Origin of the sequence: Jhaorihella thermophila (assembly GCF_900108275.1) — a bacterium.
Classification (GTDB): Bacteria; Pseudomonadota; Alphaproteobacteria; order Rhodobacterales; family Rhodobacteraceae; genus Jhaorihella; species Jhaorihella thermophila.
On record NZ_FNVD01000005.1, the window covers coordinates 24,912 to 44,478 of the forward strand.

The window sequence follows — 19,567 nt, forward strand, 5'->3', positions numbered from 1 at the left end:
CGAAACCACGGGTAACGGAAGGGTGTGAACAGGGTGACGCAGGCTGCCGGGCATGACAAGCCGCTCGCGCTGGTGGTGGGGGCGGGGCCGGCCGGTCTGATGGCGGCTGCAGAGCTGGCACGGGCGGGCGTGTCCGTCGTCATCGCCGAGGCCAAGCCATCGCCGGCGCGCAAGCTGCTCATGGCGGGCAAGTCGGCGCTGAATCTCACCAAGGATGAGCCTGTCGAGACGTTTCTGCGCGCCTACGCGGAGGCAGCCGGCTGGCTGCGACCGATGATAGAGGCGTTCGGCCCGCGCGCGGTTCAGGATTGGGCGCGCGAACTGGGACAGGATGTCTTCACCGGCTCGACGGGTCGGGTCTTTCCCAAGGTAAAGAAAGCCTCGCCGCTGCTGCGGGTCTGGTTGGCCGAACTGGACGGTCTGGGGGTCGAATTGCGCACGCGGTGGTGCTGGAACGGCGGGGGTGGACCCGGCTGGCGGTTCGATACACCCGGTGGGACGCAGACCGTAAAACCGGACGCGGTGGTCCTGGCACTGGGCGGCGCGAGCTGGTCGAGGCTGGGATCAAATGGGGCATGGGCATCGTGGCTGATCGAAAGGGGTGTGGAGGTCGCGCCCTTTGCCGCCGCCAATGCCGGCCTGCTGATCGGCTGGTCGGATCACGTCCGCCGATTTCGTGGTGCGCCCCTCAAGGGCGTGTGCTTTACCGCCGGCCCGTTCACGTCACGCGGCGAGGCAGTGATTACGGAACGCGGGCTCGAAGGAGGCGGGATCTATACCGTCTGTCGCGGCGTGCGCGAAGGCCACCCGTTGGCCGTCGACCTGGCGCCCGACCTGTCCCCGGATCGCGTGATCGGCCGTCTGTCGCGCCCCCGCGGCAAGGCAAGCTGGTCGAACTTCATTCGAAAAACGCTTCGGTTCGATCCTGTACGGTTGGCGCTCTTGATGGAGTTCGCCCGCCCCTTGCCGACCGACCCCGCGCGGCTCGCCGCCCTGGTCAAGGCCCTTCCCGTGACAACCCAGGGCCTGTGTCCAATCGACGAGGCGATCTCGACCGCTGGAGGTGTCACCCGCGCCGCGCTTGACGACTCGCTGATGCTCAGGGCGCTTCCCGGCGTCTTTTGCGCGGGCGAAATGCTGGATTGGGAGGCCCCAACCGGCGGCTTCCTCCTGACGGCATGCCTGGCCACGGGCCGCTGGGCCGGACGTGCAGCCGCAGCCCGGCTTGGGCAAACGGTTCCGGGCTAGGGTCCGACTCCCCGCTTCTTTCTGGTCCCAAATACCCGCGCCGCAGGCATGGCCCCGCAGGGGCCATTCAAACTCTCAGCCTTTTGCCATTGCCGCGACCCGCCGGAAGGCCTCGCGCCCCCGCATCCGCTTGGAGTAATCCAGCAATGCCCCGCTTTCGACCGGGAACTTCGCGCCCAAGGCCCAGTTAAGGTTGTGCGTCAGAACGATATCGGCGATCGTCATTGCATCGCCCATCAGGAACGGCCCCTGAAACCGCTCGGCCAATCCCTTGATGTTGCGATCGAATTCCCACTTGAGACTCGGGTTCAAATCCGCCACGCGCCGCTCTTCCGGAAGGGTGAACTTGTGCCGCGTGCCGATCCACAGAAGGCTCTCGATCTCGTCCAGGATGCAATGAGTCAGCGCATCCTGCCGCGCGCGCTCGATCGTGCCGGCAGGATAGGTCAGCTTTCCGTGCCGGTCGGCAAGAAAGGTCAGGATCGCGGTCGAATCGGGAATCGCTGCCCCGTCCGTCTCCAGCACCGGCACCTTGCCCGAGGGGTTCACCGCCAGAACCGCCGGATCGTGCGGGCCGGCCTCGATCAACTCGTAGGGCTCGCCGATTTCCTCGAGCATCCAAAGGATCCGAAAGCCCCGGTTCGATGCCTTGCCATAGACCTTGTACATGAACGCCTCCCTCTCGCGTCTTTGGCGGGCACCGTTCCCACCGGTGCCGGCTACGTCAAGCCGGCCGCAGCGTCACCCGACGGCGCTCACCCTCTTTCACCGAGCGCGGGCCAGCATCGCCAGCCGGATCAGGGCGCGTTCCACCAATGCCATGTCGGGTGCGGTCCGCCCGGCCGAACGCAGCGCAAGATCGGTGTCGGTCAGCACGGTCAGCGCCGTTTCCAGCCGGGGCGCGCCCCATTGCTGTGCTTGCCGCAGGATCCGGTCGCGCCGCTTGCCGAACACGGGCGGGCGAAGGCGCCCGATCCCCTCGGCCGCGCCGCCGGGGGCCGAGGCGACAGCATAAAGTGTGCGGAAATGCCGGGTCGCACCTATGCACAGCCCGGTTGCATTGGTGCCCTGCGCCTGAAGCCGCCGGATCAGAGGGCCGAGCTCGCCGCTGCGGCCCTCGGCCACCGCGTTCAGCACGTCATCCAGCACAGCTTCGGTGGAGAGCGGCGCGCAGGCCTCGATCTCCTCGACCGTCAGCGGAGAGTCATCGCCGAACTTGTAGAGCATCACCTTATCGACCAGCTGCGCGAAATCCGCCGGTCCCAGATCCTGTGCCAGATCCGCCAGCGCCGCCATGCTGTCGCCGGGCACCGACCGCAGGCCGCGTTCGGCCAGGATCCGCTCGATCTCGGCCCGCGTCGGGGGATCGTCGTAGATGCCCACCGCATAGGCGTTGCGGCTGTCGGCAAAGGCCTTGAGAAGCTTGGAGCCCTTTTTCAGCTGTTTGGCGGTGACGATGATCTGGGCATCCCCCGGCGCCCATTCGGCCAGCGCGGCCTGAACCGCCGGGGCATTTCCGTCGCCGGCCTCTTCCACGAACACCGCGCGCGGGCCGGGAAAGAATCCCACCGCCTTGACCGCATCCAGCAGCGCCGCCGGATCGGACCGCAGATCCGCGCCCTGCATGCGGGTCAGGCGCATTTCTTCTTCGGCATTCGGGCCCAGAAGCGCGGCCAGAACCTGCTGGCGCTTCATCGCCACGCGGGCCGGATCGGCGCCGTGGATCAGCAGGCCCGCCTTGTCGGGATCCGGGCGGGCGAAATAGCCCTCGGCCTCGCGCCCTTTCAGGATCATGCCGAAAGATCCGCCCCTGTCAGAATCTCGGTCGCGATCTGCTCGGCCAGGATGGCCATCAGCCGCCGGCGCGCATCGCGTTCGCTGGCCAGCGTCTCAACCGTGGTCCCGGTGGCGGAATAGCTGGTGAAATTCTGCACCGCGCCCGAGGCCACCACCTTTTCGTCGGCAATCCGGGTCAGGGCAAAATTCGCCCGCCCGGTGATGCTGTAGCGGGTGGTTTCGTTGGCGGACGTCACCGCCTGCCCCTGCGTCCAGGTCTCGATGTCATAGCTGAGCCGGTATTCCGGCACCGACGCGCGACCCAGCCGGGTTTCCAGGTCGCGCACCAGAAGATAGTCATCTTCGGTGTCCGGCGCGGCCACCCGGATACGGCCCCGAAGGGCCGTGCCAGTGCCGCCTGGACCATAGACGGGCTGAAAGCCGCACCCCGCCAGCGCCGCCGGCAGCAACATCAGAACGGTTCTTCGGTCACACAACGACATTGACGATCCGGCCGGGGACGACGATCACCTTTTTCGGCGCTCCCCCGTTCAGCGCCTTTTGCACAGCGTCCACCGCCAGCGCCGCTTTTTCAACCTCGTCCTTGGTCATGTCCTTGGGCACACTGATTTCCGCGCGCCGCTTGCCGTTGATCTGGATCGGCAGGGTGATCGTGTCGTCGATCCGCATCGCGTCATCGGCCACCGGCCAGGGCGCCACGGCGACCAGCCCCTCGCCGCCCATCATCGCCCAGATTTCCTCTGACAGGTGCGGGGTCATCGGCGACATCAGCTGCGCCAGCGTCCTGACGGCCTGCGTCTTCGCGTCCTTGCCGGCTTCGGACTTCGCCAGCGTGTTGGTAAAGGCATAGAGCCGCGCGATCGCCGCGTTGAAGCCGAAGCTTTCGATCCCCATGGTCACGTCGTGGATGCACTTATGCATGTCTCGCAGCAGCGCCTCGTCGCCGGGCCTTGCGCCTTCGTCCGCCATCGCGGCCACCTCGGCGGCGATGCGATACACGCGGGCCAGGTGGCGGGCGGCGGCCTCGGCCCCGGCGGCGGTCCATTCCACGTCACGCTCCGGCGGGCTATCGGACAGCACGAACCACCGCGCCGTGTCCGCCCCGTAGGTCGAGACGATATGCACCGGGTCCACCACGTTCTTTTTTGACTTGGACATCTTGGCCGAGGGGATGATCTCGACCTTTTCCCCCGTGGCCCGGAGCACGCCTTTCTCGCGGTCCACCTCTTCGGGCAGGTGATAGACAGGGCGACCGTTCTCGTCGCGGGTCTGGTAGATCTCGTGCGTCACCATGCCCTGGGTGAAGAGCGCGTCGAAAGGCTCCTTGCATTTCTCGGGCAGGTGGCCGGTCTGCACCATCGCGCGGGCGAAGAAGCGGGAATAGAGCAGGTGCAGGATCGCGTGCTCGATGCCGCCGATATACTGGTCCACGTTCATCCAGTAATCGGCCTCGGCCATGTCGGTCGGCGTCTCGGCCCAGGGCGCGGTGAAGCGCGCGTAATACCATGACGAATCGACGAAGGTGTCCATCGTGTCGGTTTCCCGCCGCGCCGGCTTGCCGCAGCTGGGGCAGGTCGTCTGCGCCCAGGTCGGGTGCCGGTCCAGCGGGTTGCCGGGCTTGTCGAAACTCACGTCGTCGGGCAGGCGCACGGGCAGGTTTTCCCGCTTTTCCGGCACCACGCCGCAGGCGTCGCAATGCACCACCGGGATCGGGCAGCCCCAGTAGCGTTGCCGCGAGATGCCCCAGTCGCGCAGGCGATACTTGGTCACGCCGCGGCCCCAGCCCTGCTCCTCGGCCAGCTTGATCGTGGCGGCAATCGCCTCTTCGCCGGTGGCGACGTCGATACCGGTAAAGTGATTGACCCAGCGGACCTTCTGTTCCTTGGGCGGGACAAAGGCCACGTCCTCGACCGGTTTGGGATCGTCCAGCGCAAAGAAGGTGTCGATCACCGGCAGATCATACTTGCGGCAGAAATCGAGGTCGCGCTGGTCATGCGCCGGGCAGGCAAAGATCGCGCCGGTGCCGTAATCCATCAGGATGAAGTTCGCGATCCAGACCGGCAGTTCCCAGTTTGGATCCAGCGGATGCCGCACCCGGATGCCTGTGTCGTATCCCAGCTTCTCGGCCGTTTCGATCGCCTCTTCGGTGGTGCCGCCCTTGCGGCATTCGGCGACAAAGGCCGCCACCTCGGGGTTCTCGGCCTCCAGCTGCTTGGCCAGCGGATGATCGGGCGAGATGCCGACGAAGGATGCCCCCATCAGCGTGTCGGGGCGCGTGGTATAGACGGTGATCGGCTCGCCCCCGTCCACGCGCTCAAAGCTGAATTCCAGCCCCTGGCTGCGGCCGATCCAGTTTTCCTGCATGGTGCGCACCTTGGCCGGCCAGTTCTCCAGCCCGTCCAGCGCCTCCAGCAGTTCCTCGGCCATGTCCGAGATGCGGAAGAACCACTGCGTCAGCTCGCGCCGCTCGACCTCGGCGCCCGACCGCCAGCCCTTGCCGTCGATCACCTGTTCGTTGGCCAGAACGGTCATGTCCACCGGATCCCAGTTCACCACCGCGTTCTTGCGATAGACGAGCCCCGCATCCAGCATGTCGAGGAACAGCCGCTGCTGCTGGCCGTAATATTCGGGATCGCAGGTGGCGAATTCGCGGCTCCAGTCGATGCTGAGCCCCAGCGGCTTCATCTGGGCGCGCATGTCGGCGATGTTCTGATAGGTCCAGTCCTTGGGGTGTCCTCCGCTGGCCATCGCGGCGTTTTCCGCCGGCATGCCGAAGGCGTCCCAGCCCATCGGGTGCAGCACGTTGAACCCCTTGGCCAGCTTGTAGCGCGCCACCACGTCGCCCATCGTGTAGTTGCGCACATGCCCCATGTGGATGCGGCCCGACGGATAGGGGAACATCTCGAGCACATAATACTTGGGCCGGTCCACGGTGCGGCGGGCGGTGAAGATCCCGGCCTTGTCCCAGGCCTGCTGCCATTTCGATTCGATCTCGGCGGCGGTGTAACGCGACATCTGATGCTGTCCCCTGACATGAAAACGCCGGGCTGGAACCCGGCGCCGTGATAGAGCGGTTCGCGGAAAACTTCTAGAGGTTGTCGTCGGCGATGCGCAACTGCCGTGCCCGCGACAGGATCGCGTCCTCGACCGCGCGGACCGTGGCCGGGTTCGCCGGCCGCCCGCCGCTGGTCTGCATCGCCAGCTTCAGCGACCGCGCCGAAAGCGCCGGATCCTTGATATGCACCGTGGCGCGATAGGACCGCCCGCCGCCTGGCGGGGTGCCGTAGCCGGTGACGATCACGCCGGTGAAAGGATCGACCGATTCGATGGGCAGAAAGCCGAGCACGTCCAGCGAGGCGGCCCACAGATACCGGTTCACCTGAACGGTCTGTTCGGTCTTGCCGGGGCCGAACACGTCCCAGATTGACGACTGAGTGTAGGTGCCGACATCGTTACTGCGGCTGGCGTTGAATTCGTCCCCGCTCAGCGCCGCGGCGCTGGTCGTCGTTCTGTTGTTCCCGCCGCACCCGGCAAGGCCCAGGCCGGCGGCCAGAACGATCGCTACCCCGATGGCCCTTTGAAACGTCATGTCGCATTCCCGCTGCTGCCTTGGCCTGTCCTACCCAAGCGGGGAAGGGGGGGCAAGGCTTTCGTGGCAGGAGGCGGGCAATACGAGGAGCGGGCTGTTGTCCGCAGGGCGCCACAGTCGCCCCGCGCGGGGCGAGAAGCTTGGGCCACGGTGCCGACCGGCAGGCCCCGGGGCGACACTGTGGCAAAGCTGACACATCCGCGACCGCTTTGCCGCGCGACCTTCGGCAAGCCTTGCCAAAACGGGGGGGAAAGAGCGAAACCCCTGCACATACCCACACCGGATTCCCCGGTCTGGGGTCATGAATGAAACCGAGGGAAAAACGATGAAAAAGGTTCTCTTCGCAACGACCGCGCTGATTGCCACCGCTGGCATGGCCGCTGCGGACGTGAAGATCTCCGGCTACGGCCGTTTCGGTCTGGACTACAACGACGCCAACGACCGCGCCGTGAACGGCATCTCCAAGACCACCATCACCAGCCGTCTGCGTCTGCAGTTCGACATGTCGACCGAAACCGACAGCGGCGTTGCCTTCGGCGCTCGCTTCCGTGCGCAGGCCGAAAGCCGTGACAACACCCCGGGCGGTGCCACGTTCAACGGTGCGCGCTTCTTCGTCGGCTATCAGGGCATCAGCGTCTATGTCGGCAACATCATCGGCGCGATCGAAAACACGCCGGGCATGTATCTTGAAACCCGCACCGCGGGCACCGGTATCGACGGCGCCGGCTTCGTGTCGCTTGTCAGCAACGTGAACGGCGAATACTTCAACTGGGATGCCTACAGCTCGGCCGGCGCCGGCGCGAACGGTGTCGAGGTTCTGTATTCGACGGGCGGCTTCACCGGCCACATTTCGTATTCGACCGACAACGGCCCGACCAATGTTGACCGTGTCGCCGGTATGGTGTCCTACAAGTTCGGCGACTGGCGGGTTGCCGTTAGCGCCCAGAGCTCGGACATCGCCTGGGAAGACAAGGTTGTCGCCAGCGTGTCGGGTAACATCGGCAACTTCGGCGTTCGTCTGGCCTATGCCGACAACGACGGCATCGGCAAGTTCGGCCTCTATGGCAACATGGACATCGGTTCGGCCTCGAACATCCTGGTCTGGGTGACCGACGAAGACGCGGTTTCGGCTGCTGACGTGGCCAACGGCCGTAACGACAACCGTGACGGTGTTGCCGGTTCGAACAACCAGGAAGGCACCTCCTACGGCATCCACTACCACTATGACCTGGGTGGCGGTGCGTCGTTCGAAACCGGCTACCGCAAGGCGTCGAACGACAACGACACCTTCCAGGCCGGCGTGTACTTCAGCTTCTGATCGGCTGAACCACACGGGTGGTTTGAATTGGGGGCGGGCCTTCGGGTCCGCCCTTTTCTTTTGCGCGGATCTGGTGTTTTCCTGCGGCGGAACCATGAAGGGGGCGCCACATGTCGCTGGAAGAGATCAAGTCGCGGATTGCGAAGGCCGAGAGGGCCGCGGGGCGTGCGCCGGGGTCGGTCACGCTGATCGCGGTCAGTAAGGTGCAGCCGCTGGATCGGATCGAGGCGGTGCTGGAACAGGGCCACCGCGTGTTCGGCGAAAACCGCGTGCAGGAGGCGCAGGGCAAGTGGCCGGCCCTGATGGAGCGTTATGAGGGCGTGGATCTGCACCTGATCGGCCCGCTTCAGACCAACAAGGCGCGGGCGGCGGTGGAGCTGTTTTCCACGATCCATTCGGTGGACCGGCCGAAGCTGGCCCGGACGCTGGCGCGGCTGGCGCAGGAGCGGGGGGCGTGTCCCGGCCTGTTCATCCAGGTGAATACCGGCGAAGAGCCGCAGAAGGCGGGCGTGCCGCCGGACGAGGCGGATGATTTCGTGGCCGAGTGCCGCGCGATGGATCTGCCGGTGCGGGGGCTGATGTGCATTCCGCCGGTGGATGAAGAACCGTCGCTGCATTTCGCACTGCTGGCGAAGATCGCGGCGCGGAACGGGCTGAATGAGCTGTCGATGGGGATGAGCGCGGATTTCGAAAAGGCGATCGCGCTGGGGGCGACCCATGTGCGGGTAGGATCCGCGATCTTCGGAGAGCGCGACTACGGCTGAGCGGGAACGGCGCTGGCGCGCCGTGCCTGCGGCGCGGGTATTTGGGACCAGAAAGAAGCAAGGCGCGGCACGATCAGGCGGGTGCCGGGGGTGGCGCGGGCGGCGATCCAGAGCAGGTGGTCGCGGCGGAAGGCGATGCAGCCTTCGGTCGGGTAGCGGGGGCGGCGCCACTGGTGCAGGAAGATGGCCGAGCCGCGGCCCGGCACTGGATCGGGTCCGTTCCAGTCGGTCAGCAGGATCAGGTCATAGAGCGGGTCGGCGCGGCGCAGGCGTTCGTGGCCAAACGGGTGCGGTGCGCGGACGCGGGTGTTGTAGGCCGGGTCGGCCATGTCGTCGGACCAAAGATCGCGCGGGCCGATGGGTTGCGCCCAAGGCGCGGGCGGCACCAAGCGGTCGGGGCGGTAGAGCAGGCCGGTGACGTGGTGGCGGCCGGCGGGCGTGGCGCCGTCGCCTTCGCGTTTGTCGGATGCGATGCCGCCGCGGCCGATCGCGCAGGGGAAGCGGCGCCCGCGATAGCGCAGTCCCGAAGGGGTCAGCACCATGTCATGCGGGGTCACAGCAGGTGCCCCGATTTCCGCGCCTTGGTCGCCAGGTAGGCGCGGTTGTGCGCGGTTTCGCCCACCTTGAGCGGCACGCGTTCGGTCACGGCGATTCCGTTTCTTTCCATCATGGCGATCTTGGCGGGGTTGTTGGTCAGCAGCCGCACCGCGCTGAAGCCCATCTCCTTCAGGATGTCGGCACCGAGGCGGAAGTCGCGCTCGTCATCCTCGAAACCCAGCCGGTGGTTGGCTTCGACCGTATCGAAACCCTGATCCTGAAGCGAATAGGCGCGCATCTTGTTGGCCAGTCCGATGCCGCGGCCTTCCTGGTTGAGGTAGAGCAGGACGCCCGCGCCTTCTTCGCCCATCTGGTGCAGGGCGGCGCGCAGCTGCGGGCCGCAGTCGCATTTCAGACTGCCCATCAGGTCGCCGGTGAAGCAGGCCGAGTGCAGCCGGGCCAGAACCGGGCGGGTGCGGTCGGGGCGGCCGATCTCGATCGCATAGTGTTCCTCGCCGCCGTCCTCGGGGCGGAAGATGTGCAGGCGGCCCTGTTCGCTGACCTCCATCGGCAGGCGGGCGCTGACCACCTCGGCCAGCGGGCTGCGTTCGCCCAGAAGCGGTTCGGCCCGGTCGCCGTCAATCAGGGTCAGGCCGTGGGATGCGGCCAGCGCGGCGGCGCCCTCGATCGGCACGGCCACCACCGCCGGCAGCAGGCGTGCGGATTTGGCCAGCGCGATCGCGATCCGGTGCAGGCGGGCGTCGCCGTCCCGCTGGCTGGCAAGCGGCCCCTTCATCGGTGCGTTCAGGTCGTCGGCCGGGTCGGCCACGGACCGGATCCAGCCGCAATCGGCGTCATCGGGGATCAGCACGCGCGCCACGTCGCCGTCATAGGCGCGCGCCTTGAGCGTTTCGGCGCGCCGCGCGGTGATGGCCACCACCGGCGCCCCGCCCATCGCCCGCAGGTCCGAAAGCCGCTCGGGCGGCAGCGTTTCGGCGCTGGCGGCCAGGATCGCGCCACCCTGTCCGGTCAGCACCACCGGCAGCCCCATGCGCAGATCGGCGCGGGCGCGGGCAAGGATTTCGTCGATATGTGGCGCAAGACTCATGCGGCGGCTCCGGTCGTCTGTCGCGCCTTACCTAAGCGCTGATTGTCGGAAAGTGAAACATTTCCTCCACGGCGGACACGTCGGCGTGAAAAAACTGCAGCAAATCTTGCCGTTGCGCCCCGCACTTCCAATCTGGTTCATAGTGACAGGAGGTGAAGCCATGCCGCAGTCGAAGAAGATTCTGCTTGTGGACGATGACGACGATCTGCGCGACGCGCTGAGCGAGCAACTGATCATGACCGAGGAATTCGACGTGTTCGAGGCCGACAGCGGTCACGCCGCGATGGACCGGGTAAAGGAGGCGATCTATGACCTCGTGATCCTTGACGTCGGCCTGCCCGATACCGACGGGCGCGAACTGTGCCGCGTGATGCGCAAGCAGGGGGTCAAGTCGCCGATCATCATGCTGACCGGGCACGACACCGACGCTGACACGATCCTGGGTCTGGATGCGGGCGCCAACGATTATGTCACCAAGCCGTTCAAGTTTCCCGTCCTTCTGGCCCGCATCCGCGCCCAGCTGCGCCAGCACGAACAGTCCGAGGACGCGGTGTTCCAGCTTGGCCCCTACACGTTCAAGCCGGCGATGAAGATGCTGATCACCGAGGACGACCGCAAGATCCGCCTGACCGAGAAGGAAACCAACATCCTGAAATTCCTGTATCGGTCCTCCGAAGGCGTGGTGCCGCGCGATGTGCTGCTGCACGAGGTCTGGGGCTACAACGCCGGGGTGACGACACACACGCTGGAGACTCATATCTACAGGTTGCGCCAGAAAATCGAACCGGATCCGTCAAATGCGCGCCTTCTTGTGACCGAATCGGGCGGCTATCGTCTGGTGGCGTGACGTAGCGTTATCGCGTTGGACCGAAGTCCTGGGTTGAAATTTCTTGACCGAGATCAAAGTAACAATTCGAAAACACCTTTACGGTAAACTCATCCCGCGCATGTCCGGGTCGTGACATGCAACCTCCCTGTTGGACCTGGCCGGGCTTGGTGCCCGGCCTTTTTTTTGGTCATCATGCCTTGCCGGCCGGTGGCACAGGCCGGTTTGCCGGGATAGGGTGCCGGCGATCAGGAGACAAGGACCGGAGCATCCATGCCATTCACCATCGCCACCTGGAACATCAACTCGGTGCGGCTGCGCGAGCCGATCGTGAGGAAACTGCTGCAGGAAGAGGCGCCCGATATCCTGTGTCTTCAGGAAACCAAGTCGCCGGTCGAGAAGATCCCGACAGAAGGCTTCGCGGCACTGGGATACCCATACATGGTGGCGCGCGGGCAAAAGGGCTACAATGGCGTGGCGATCCTGTCCCGGTTGCCGATCGAGGATCTGGGAGACATGGATTTCGCCGGGCTGGGCCATGCCCGCCATGTGGCCGCGCGGCTGGAAAACGGGGTGGCGATTCACAATTTCTATGTTCCTGCCGGCGGCGACGTGCCCGACCGAGAGGTGAACGAGAAATTCGGGCAAAAGCTCGATTACCTCAGCGAGATGCGCGACTGGTTCCGCGACGAGCGTCCAGAACGGGCGATTCTGGTGGGCGATCTGAACATCGCGCCGCTGGAGGACGACGTCTGGAGCCACAAGCAGCTTTTGAAGGTCGTCAGCCACACGCCGATCGAGGTCGAGCACCTGGGGCAGACGCAGGAGGCCGGGCGCTGGGTGGACATCACCCGCCGCGACATCCCCGAGGGCAAGCTTTACAGCTGGTGGAGCTATCGCGCGCGCGATTGGGATGCCGCCGACAAGGGCCGGCGGCTGGATCACGTCTGGGCCAGTCCCGACATCGCCAATGCCGGTCACGGCAGCCGGATCCTGCGCGCGGCGCGGGGCTGGGAAAAACCGTCCGATCACGCGCCGGTCTTTGCGACCTTCGATCTGTGACGGTCGGGTTGGCCGCCGCCCCTTGGTTTCGGGGCAGGCAGGCGTCATATAGGGGGCAAACCCCTCGCTGGAGACGAAGAGATGATGGACATTCTGGGAAATGCCGGTGCTGCGCCGGCCGGTGATCTGATCAAGGACAGCAGCGAAGCGACCTTCATGGCCGACGTGATCGACGCCTCGAACGAGGTGCCGGTGATCGTCGATTTCTGGGCACCCTGGTGCGGACCGTGCAAGACGCTGGGCCCTGCGCTGGAAGAGGCCGTCAAGGCCGCCAAGGGCGCCGTCCGGATGGTCAAGGTCAACGTGGACGAAAACCAGATGATCGCGGCACAGCTGCGCATTCAGTCGATCCCCACGGTCTATGCCTTTCACAAGGGCCAGCCGATCGACGGCTTTCAGGGGGCGCTGCCGCCGTCCGAGGTCAAGGCCTTCATTGACCGCGTGATCAAGGCCGCCGGCGGCGCGGCACCGGGCGAGGCGATGGCCGAGGCGATCGCCGCGGCCGAAGAGATGCTGGAACAGGGTGCCGCAGTGGATGCCGCGCAGACCTTTGCCGCGATCCTGGGCGAAGAGCCGAACAACCCCGCCGCCTATGGCGGTCTGGTGCGCGCCCATATCGCGATGGGCGATCTGGACCAGGCCGAAGCGATCCTGAACGGCGCTCCGGCCGAGATCAGCCATGCAGCGGAACTGGAAGCGGCGCACGCCCAACTGGAACTGGCCAAACAGGCCGCCGATGCCGGCCCCGTGGCCGAGCTTCAGGCCAGGGTCGAGGCCAACCCGGACGACCACCAGGCCCGGTTCGACCTGGCACAGGCGCTCTATGCCAATGGCCGGACGCAGGAGGCCGTGGATCAGCTGCTGGAGCTGTTCCGGCGGGACCGGACGTGGAACGACGAGGCGGCCAAGAAGCAGCTGTTCACGATCTTCGAGGCGCTCAAGCCGAACGATCCCATCGTTCTGAACGGCCGGCGCAAGCTGAGTTCGATGATATTTGCCTGAACGCCATTCAGGTCTAGTATCATCGGCATGTTGCACCACTCCGATCTGCCGGACATGCTTCCGGTGTTTCCTCTGCCGGGGGCGTTGTTGCTCCCCCGGGCGCGATTGCCATTGCACTTTTTCGAGCCGCGATATCTGCAGATGCTCGAGGACGTGCTGAAGACACGCGAACGGTTGATCGGCATGGTGCAGCCGCGCAGCGCGGCGGTGTCGGGCGAAAAGCTGCACCGGATCGGCTGCGCGGGCCGCGTCACCCAGTTTTCCGAAACCGAGGATGGCCGGTTCCTGGTCACCCTGACGGGCGTGAGCCGGTTCCGGCTGGGCGAGGAAATCGAAGGCTTCACCCCCTATCGCCGCCATCGGGTTGCCTGGGCCGGGTTCGAGCGGGATCTGGGCGAAAGCGAAACGGATCCGTCCTTTGACCGGAACCGGTTCCTGGATCTGCTGGAGCGGTTCTTTTCGGCAAAGCTCTTGGATACCGACTGGGACACGTTGCGCGATGCCGAGGACGAATTGCTGATCAATTCGCTGTCGATGCTGCTGGATTTCGAACCGGAAGAGAAACAGGCCCTGCTGGAAGCGCCGTGCCTGTCCACGCGGCGCGAGACCCTGGTCACGCTGCTGGAATTTTCGATTCGCGGTGGCGGCCCCGAAGAGGAATCGTTGCAATGAACGACACGCACCCTGCCGCGCCGTCCTTTGACCGGAGAATGCTGGAGGCGCTTGTTTGTCCGCTGACGCAGGCGACGCTGGAATATGATGCCGAGCGGCAGGAACTGGTGTCGAAGGCGGCGGGGCTGGCCTATCCGATCCGGGACGGGATTCCGATCATGCTGCCGGATGAGGCGCGGAAGCTGGAAGGGTGAAGGGAGGGGGCGCTGCCCCCTCGGCCCTGGCGGGCCTCACCCCCGGAGTATTTGCGGCAAGATGAAGGGCTCAGAGCCCGAGAACATCGGCCATGTCGTATTCGCCGGGGGGCTTGCCCTGTCCCCAGAGCGCGGCCTTGAGCGCGCCGCGGGCGAAGATCGCGCGATCGGTGGCGACGTGACGCAGGATGATGCGTTCGCCGGCGGCGGCAAACATCACGTCATGTTCGCCCACGATGTCGCCGCCCCGGATCGCGCTGAAGCCGATATGTCCGCGCTGGCGCGGTCCGGTGATGCCGTCGCGGCCCCGGTCGGACACGTCCGAGAGGTTGACCCCGCGCCCCTCGGCCGCGGCCTGGCCCAACATCAGGGCAGTGCCCGAGGGGGCATCGACCTTCTGGTTGTGGTGGGCTTCGACGATCTCGATGTCGAAATCCTCGTCCAGCGCGGCGGCGACCCGGCGGGTCAGTTGGACCAGCAGGTTCACGCCGAGGCTCATGTTGCCGGCACGGATGATGGTGGCATGGCGCGCGGCGGGCTTGAGCTGGTCGAGCTGATCCTGGGTGAACCCGGTCGTGCCGATCACATGCACCGCGCGGGCCTGGGCGGCGAGTTGGGCGAACTCGACCGAAGCCGCGGGAACGGTGAAGTCGATGATCGCCTGGGCGCGGGCGAAGGCCTCGAGCGGGTCGTCGGTGACGGTGACGCCCAGGGGTGCGCCGCCCATCGCCTCGCCCAGGTCGCGGCCGATCCAGCCGTGGCCTGGACGTTCGAGCGCGGCCACGAGATGCGCCTGACCGCTGTCGATGACGGTTCGAATCAGCATCTGCCCCATGCGTCCGGAGGCCCCGGTGACGACGATACCCGGCTTGTGTGTCATGATCTGGTTCCTTTGCACGTTCCGCCCAAGCTCACTAAACAATCGCGGCACGCTTGGCAAAGCCCCGGTGAAGGCGTAGATGAACCTCATGGCCAAGAACAAGTTCCATGACGGTCCCGGTCCGTCGCAGCGGCAGTTGCGCGTGGGCGAGCTGATCCGCCGCACTCTGGCGGAGGTTCTGGCGCGCGGCGACGTGCATGATCCCGACCTGAACCGGCTGTCGATCACCGTGGGCGAGGTTCGCACATCTCCCGACCTGCGCGTGGCGACGGCTTTTGTTCTGCCGCTGGGCGGGCAGGGGCAGGAGGGCGTGCTGAAACTGCTGGCCCGCAACAAGGGCGAACTGCGGCGGATTATCGGCAAGAAGCTGGGGTTGAAGTTCTCGCCCGAACTGCGGTTCCAGCTGGACGAAACCTTTGACCGGCTGGAGGAGGCGCGGCGGATGCTCGAACAGGACGACGTGCGCCGCGATCTGGAAAAATGAACCGCGCGTGGGCCGGACTGCTGGCCTTGGCGCTGGCGGGTCCGGCGGGGGCGGTCGAGTGCCGCGACATCGACCATGACGGCAATCGCTACACGATTTGCGAGGTTGACGCGGCGCAGGAGGATCTGCGCCTGTTCCTGAAGGACGGCCAGGGGCGCATCTACGGCCATTTCGGCGCGGTCGAGGCGGCGCTGGGTCGGCAGGGATTGCGGCTGGCCTTTGCCATGAACGCGGGCATGTATCATGACGACCGCTCGCCGGTGGGACATTACGTCGAGGACGGGCAGGAGCAGATGCGGGTCATTCCCAATGCCGGGCCCGGCAATTTCGGCCTGCTGCCAAACGGCGTGTTCTGCATTCGCGCCGGCCGCGCCGACGTGATCGAGACGCGACGCTATCTTGTCGAAAGGCCCGCCTGCACCCATGCCACGCAGTCCGGGCCGATGCTGGTGATCGACGGCGAGCTGCACCCGCGGTTTCTGCCCGATTCGACCTCGCGGCATATCCGGAACGGCGTCGGGACCAGCGCGGACGGGCGGCGCGTGGTGTTCGCGATTTCCGAGGGCACCGTGACCTTTCACGAATTTGGACGACTGTTCCGCGACGGGCTGGGCCTTCCGAACGCGCTCTATTTCGACGGCAAGATCTCGCGGCTCTACGCGCCGGGGATCGGTCGCAATGACGTCGGCTTTGCGATGGGGCCGATCGTGGGCGTGGTCGAACCGCGCGAATAGCGGCGCGGGAATTGACAGGCGCTCCGGGCTGGGGTAGGCGGCGCGGCTCACGCAGAACTGGGACAGGACATGGCACGCAAACGCAAGGGACGCGACATTTCCGGCTGGCTGATCATCGACAAGCCGGCGGGCATGACCTCGACCGCCGTGGTGAACAAGGTGCGCTGGGCGCTGGAGGCGAAGAAGGCCGGCCATGCCGGCACGCTGGACCCCGAGGCGACCGGCCTGCTGGCCGTGGCGCTGGGCGAGGCGACCAAGACCGTGCCCTATGTGACCGATGCGATGAAGGCCTATGTCTTCACCGTGCGGCTGGGGCAGGCCACCAACACCGACGATTCCGAAGGCGAAGTGATCGCCGAAAGCGACAAGCGCCCCGCCGATGACGAGATCAAGGCGGCGCTTGGCCGGTTCGTCGGCGACATCATGCAGGTGCCGCCCAAGTTTTCGGCGGTCAAGATCGACGGCCAGCGCGCCTACAAGCTGGCCCGCGACGGCGAGGATGTCGAGATCGCCGCGCGGCCGCTTTGGGTCGAGGAGCTGGTGATGGTGGACCGCCCCGACCCGGACCATGTGGTGCTGGAGATGACCTGTGGCAAGGGCGGTTATGTCCGGTCCATCGCGCGCGATCTGGGCGAGGTTCTGGGGTGCTACGGCCATGTGACCGAGCTGCGACGGATCTGGGCGGGGCCGTTCGATGTCGAGGACGCGATCGGCCTCGAGACGGTGGAAGAGCTGGCCCGCACGCCGGAGCTGGACGCATATCTGCGTCCGCTCGAGGACGGCCTGGGCGAGTTGCCGGAACTGAAATGCACCGCCGAGGGCGCGGCGCGGCTGCGGCACGGCAATCCCGGCATGGTGCTGGCTTCGGACGTGGAGTATGGCGAAGAGGCTTGGGCCTCGTTCCAGGGCCGCGCGGTCGCGGTCGGCACCTACAAGGGGGGCGAGCTGCACCCCACCCGCGTTTTCAAGCCCTAGCGACGATCAGGCGTTGCCGCTGCGCGCCTGGGCCAGTTGGGCGCGCAGTTCCTCGGCCTCTTGCCGGGCGTCGCGCAGCCCCTCCATCGCGGCGCGCAGTTCCGCCTCGGTCTGGGTCAACTGGTTGGTCAGTTCCGATTCGCGCTGCTGCAGGTAGGTGATCGCCTGATCGCGCGCCTCTTCGGCCTCGTGCAATTCCTGGGCCATCCGGTCCAGATCGGCCACGTCGGTCTGCTGCACGCGGGTAAAGCGATGCACCAGCCAGTTGGCAAACCATCCCACCGCAAAGGCGACGAACAGGATGGCGGCGGTGCTCAGGATGAACTCGGTGCGGTTCATTTACTCGGTCTCCTGTGTGTCGGATGCGGGGGCCTTTTGCGCAGCGCCCGTGTCCGCGCCCGTGTCCGCGCCCGTGTCGGCGCCCGTGTCGGCGTGCGTGGCTTCGGTCGCATCGGCGCCCTCATCCGCCCCCGGCGCGTCGCCGTCGGCGGGGGCTTCGGGCAATTCGGGCCGCAGCAGGTGGAATTCGATCCGCCGGTTCGCCTCGCGCCCTTCTTCGGTCTTGTTGTCGGCGATCGGGCGGGATTCGCCATAGCCCTTGGCGACGTAGGTCGAGGTCAGCACCCGCCGCGCCCGCAGTTCGTTCAGCACCGACTGCGCGCGGGCCTGGCTGAGCTGCTGGTTCATTTCCTCGCGGCCCTGGCTGTCGGTATGGCCCTGAATCTCGAGCCGGATTTCGCCGCACTTGTCCAGAATGTCGGCGATCTTGTTCATTGTCGGAACCGATTCGGCGGTCATCGTGGCCGAACCCGGCTCGAAGGTGATCTTCTGATCGTTCTGCGCCTCTTGCAGTTCCGCGATGCAGGCTTCAGGATCGGGCGTGGTGTCTTCGGGCTCGGGCGGGGGCTGGAAGGTGATCCTGAGGTCGAACACCGCGTTTTCGCCCAGCTTGTCGGCCAGGAGCCGCGCCACCGCGTCAGTTGCCTCTTCATGTTCGGTCACGCCGTGCAGCGTCAGCCTGTCGGGCTGCACCGACAGGTAGCCGTTGCGCAACAGCGACAGCGCCTCGACCCCGGCCAGAACGCGCACCGGCCAGTCGGCGGGCAGATCCTGGGTGACTCGCGCGGCCATGTGGACATGCCCCGATCCGAACCGCGCCCGGGCGAGGCCGTCCACCAGCTTTCGCAGCCGGTCGTCGTTCAGGCGTCCGCGGATCTGCACCAGCCCTTCGGGGCTGAGCGTCGCGGTGAATTCGGGCGCGGGCGCGTCGCCGGACTGTTCCGGCGCGGGCAGCGTGGCCTTCAGGGCGAAGATTTCGGGCAGGTGGGATTCAAGTTCTCCGACCACCTTGTCGAAAAGCTGCGGATCGGTGCCCTGTTTCGCCACAAGCGAAATGTCGGTGTCTACGAGCGTGACCGTTCCCCCGCCCAGTTCCGCCAGCGCAGCGATGGCCTTTTCCGCCGCCGGCACCCAGCTTGGCGCGGGCATGCCCATCGCCACCGTGCAATTGGCGCGGTCCTTCAACCCGGCCTTTTCCGCCGCGGCGATGATGCGTTCGCGGCTTGCTTCGGCGTCGGCAGCGCAGGCATCGAACCGCGCGCCGTCCTCGTCGATCACGAATCGCAGCGTGAACGGCGTGATGATCGGGCGCGGGGCGGAAATGTTCAGCGCCAGCCGCAGCCCCGGCGGCGCGGCGCGGTTCAGTTCTCGCACCAGCGCGTCGCGCTCTTCGGCGCTGTCGGTCATCGCGTTGACCGTCACTCCGGCGGCGCTGGCCGAGATCTTGGAGCGCGGCAGTTTCGAAAGGGCGACCACCGCATAGGCCAGCGCATCCTCCCACCCCTCGGGCGGGTCATAGTCTGCGGTCTGCAGCAGGTCGGTCACGCCGTCCGGGCCGGCCACGTCGTGCAGGTGTTCGACCAGCGCCGCGCGGTCGGTGCGGGCCGGGATCAGACCGATGATGGAGATGCCCGCATCGTTGCGCAGGATTTCGACCGAAAACCGCGGCGGGAGGAGATCGGCGGTGGGCACCACGTCCATTTCGTTTACGATCCGGGTGGCATCGACCACCCCGCCGGCAACGCTCAGCGCGCGCAGGCGTTCGGCCTCGGTGGGGGCTGTGCCGGCCAGGATGACGCGCAGGCCGTCGGCCTCGACCTCGGCCCATTCCAGGCCGGACTCGTCAAACGCATGGCGCAGGCCGATTTCGGTCGCGTCCTCGACCGCCATAACCGAAAATCGCGCCGCGATCAGCGACAGGATCGCCGCCAGGACAAAGGCCGACAGGACGGCAAGGATATAGGAAATGCGCATGTGGCGGCGGTGTCTTTGTGCGTGAGTTGGGCTCATCTCTTACAGGGCGTGGGGCGAGGGATCA

Annotated in this window: 21 protein-coding genes; 11 read left to right on the plus strand and 10 right to left on the minus strand. The window is 66.3% G+C overall.

Features of this window, described 5'->3' with window-relative positions; translation table 11 throughout:
- Window positions 1-33: 33 nt before the first annotated feature.
- The gene (locus C4S70_RS07455) at window positions 34-1,248 is read left to right on the plus strand and encodes a TIGR03862 family flavoprotein (protein ID WP_268807776.1); all 1,215 of its coding nucleotides are present in this window, start codon (window positions 34-36) and stop codon (window positions 1,246-1,248) included.
- A gap of 75 nt (window positions 1,249-1,323) precedes the next feature.
- Here C4S70_RS07455 and C4S70_RS07460 read toward each other — a convergent pair whose 3' ends face one another.
- From C4S70_RS07460 to C4S70_RS07480, 5 genes are all read right to left on the minus strand, one after another.
- Complete coding sequence (locus tag C4S70_RS07460) at window positions 1,324-1,917, minus strand: glutathione S-transferase family protein (protein WP_104007490.1); 594 nt, start codon at window positions 1,915-1,917, stop codon at window positions 1,324-1,326.
- A 96-nt stretch (window positions 1,918-2,013) separates the two neighbouring features.
- The gene (holA, locus tag C4S70_RS07465) at window positions 2,014-3,042 is read right to left on the minus strand and encodes a DNA polymerase III subunit delta (RefSeq protein WP_104007491.1); all 1,029 of its coding nucleotides are present in this window, start codon (window positions 3,040-3,042) and stop codon (window positions 2,014-2,016) included.
- Window positions 3,039-3,527 (minus strand): LPS assembly lipoprotein LptE, encoded by a 489-nt coding sequence (lptE, locus tag C4S70_RS07470; protein WP_104007492.1) that lies wholly within the window; start codon window positions 3,525-3,527, stop codon window positions 3,039-3,041. The genes holA and lptE overlap by 4 nt, the downstream gene beginning before the upstream one ends.
- On the minus strand, window positions 3,514-6,060 hold the full coding sequence (gene leuS / locus C4S70_RS07475) for a leucine--tRNA ligase (protein WP_104007493.1): 2,547 nt from the start codon (window positions 6,058-6,060) through the stop codon (window positions 3,514-3,516). The genes lptE and leuS overlap by 14 nt, the downstream gene beginning before the upstream one ends.
- A gap of 73 nt (window positions 6,061-6,133) precedes the next feature.
- Window positions 6,134-6,634 (minus strand): DUF3576 domain-containing protein, encoded by a 501-nt coding sequence (locus C4S70_RS07480; protein ID WP_104007494.1) that lies wholly within the window; start codon window positions 6,632-6,634, stop codon window positions 6,134-6,136.
- 325 nt (window positions 6,635-6,959) lie between these two features.
- Here C4S70_RS07480 and C4S70_RS07485 point away from each other — a divergent pair, with 325 nt between their 5' ends.
- Entirely contained in the window at window positions 6,960-7,952 is a 993-nt protein-coding gene (locus tag C4S70_RS07485) for a porin (protein ID WP_104007690.1), read from the plus strand.
- A gap of 110 nt (window positions 7,953-8,062) precedes the next feature.
- Complete coding sequence (locus C4S70_RS07490) at window positions 8,063-8,716, plus strand: YggS family pyridoxal phosphate-dependent enzyme (RefSeq protein WP_104007495.1); 654 nt, start codon at window positions 8,063-8,065, stop codon at window positions 8,714-8,716.
- Here the strand turns inward: C4S70_RS07490 and C4S70_RS07495 are convergent.
- Complete coding sequence (locus C4S70_RS07495; RefSeq protein ID WP_104007496.1) at window positions 8,707-9,273, minus strand: L,D-transpeptidase family protein; 567 nt, start codon at window positions 9,271-9,273, stop codon at window positions 8,707-8,709. The genes C4S70_RS07490 and C4S70_RS07495 overlap by 10 nt on opposite strands.
- The gene (gene ribA / locus C4S70_RS07500) at window positions 9,270-10,361 is read right to left on the minus strand and encodes a GTP cyclohydrolase II (RefSeq protein ID WP_104007497.1); all 1,092 of its coding nucleotides are present in this window, start codon (window positions 10,359-10,361) and stop codon (window positions 9,270-9,272) included. Before ribA ends, C4S70_RS07495 begins: the two co-directional genes overlap by 4 nt.
- Before the next feature lie 160 nt (window positions 10,362-10,521).
- Between ribA and C4S70_RS07505 the strand changes: the two genes are divergently transcribed.
- The 5 genes from C4S70_RS07505 (at window position 10,522) to C4S70_RS07525 (ending at window position 14,117) form a co-directional block, all read left to right on the plus strand.
- A complete protein-coding gene (locus tag C4S70_RS07505) occupies window positions 10,522-11,208 on the plus strand; it encodes a response regulator transcription factor (protein WP_104007498.1) in 687 nt (228 codons plus the stop codon).
- Window positions 11,209-11,460: 252 nt separating this feature from the next.
- Window positions 11,461-12,249 (plus strand): exodeoxyribonuclease III, encoded by a 789-nt coding sequence (locus C4S70_RS07510; RefSeq protein WP_104007499.1) that lies wholly within the window; start codon window positions 11,461-11,463, stop codon window positions 12,247-12,249.
- Window positions 12,250-12,330: 81 nt separating this feature from the next.
- On the plus strand, window positions 12,331-13,251 hold the full coding sequence (gene trxA / locus C4S70_RS07515; RefSeq protein WP_104007500.1) for a thioredoxin: 921 nt from the start codon (window positions 12,331-12,333) through the stop codon (window positions 13,249-13,251).
- A gap of 27 nt (window positions 13,252-13,278) precedes the next feature.
- The gene (locus C4S70_RS07520) at window positions 13,279-13,923 is read left to right on the plus strand and encodes an LON peptidase substrate-binding domain-containing protein (protein WP_104007501.1); all 645 of its coding nucleotides are present in this window, start codon (window positions 13,279-13,281) and stop codon (window positions 13,921-13,923) included.
- Window positions 13,920-14,117 (plus strand): Trm112 family protein, encoded by a 198-nt coding sequence (locus C4S70_RS07525; RefSeq protein WP_104007502.1) that lies wholly within the window; start codon window positions 13,920-13,922, stop codon window positions 14,115-14,117. The genes C4S70_RS07520 and C4S70_RS07525 overlap by 4 nt, the downstream gene beginning before the upstream one ends.
- 70 nt (window positions 14,118-14,187) lie before the next feature.
- On the opposite strand, the gene dapB is transcribed toward C4S70_RS07525, so the two are convergent.
- Entirely contained in the window at window positions 14,188-14,997 is an 810-nt protein-coding gene (gene dapB, locus C4S70_RS07530; RefSeq protein ID WP_104007691.1) for a 4-hydroxy-tetrahydrodipicolinate reductase, read from the minus strand.
- Between the two features lie 88 nt (window positions 14,998-15,085).
- Between dapB and rbfA the strand changes: the two genes are divergently transcribed.
- The 3 genes from rbfA to truB all read left to right on the plus strand — a co-directional run bounded on the left by rbfA (window position 15,086) and on the right by truB (window position 17,190).
- Window positions 15,086-15,481 carry a 30S ribosome-binding factor RbfA gene (gene rbfA / locus C4S70_RS07535; protein WP_104007692.1) on the plus strand — a complete coding sequence of 132 codons (396 nt, stop codon included), beginning with the start codon at window positions 15,086-15,088 and terminating at the stop codon, window positions 15,479-15,481.
- Entirely contained in the window at window positions 15,478-16,215 is a 738-nt protein-coding gene (locus C4S70_RS07540) for a phosphodiester glycosidase family protein (protein WP_104007503.1), read from the plus strand. The genes rbfA and C4S70_RS07540 overlap by 4 nt, the downstream gene beginning before the upstream one ends.
- A 69-nt stretch (window positions 16,216-16,284) precedes the next feature.
- Window positions 16,285-17,190 (plus strand): tRNA pseudouridine(55) synthase TruB, encoded by a 906-nt coding sequence (truB, locus tag C4S70_RS07545; RefSeq protein WP_104007504.1) that lies wholly within the window; start codon window positions 16,285-16,287, stop codon window positions 17,188-17,190.
- A gap of 6 nt (window positions 17,191-17,196) precedes the next feature.
- Here truB and C4S70_RS07550 read toward each other — a convergent pair whose 3' ends face one another.
- Together C4S70_RS07550 and C4S70_RS07555 are read right to left on the minus strand one after the other, a co-directional pair.
- Entirely contained in the window at window positions 17,197-17,529 is a 333-nt protein-coding gene (locus C4S70_RS07550; protein ID WP_104007505.1) for a hypothetical protein, read from the minus strand.
- On the minus strand, window positions 17,530-19,503 hold the full coding sequence (locus tag C4S70_RS07555; protein WP_104007506.1) for an OmpA family protein: 1,974 nt from the start codon (window positions 19,501-19,503) through the stop codon (window positions 17,530-17,532).
- Between the last annotated feature and the right edge of the window lie 64 nt (window positions 19,504-19,567).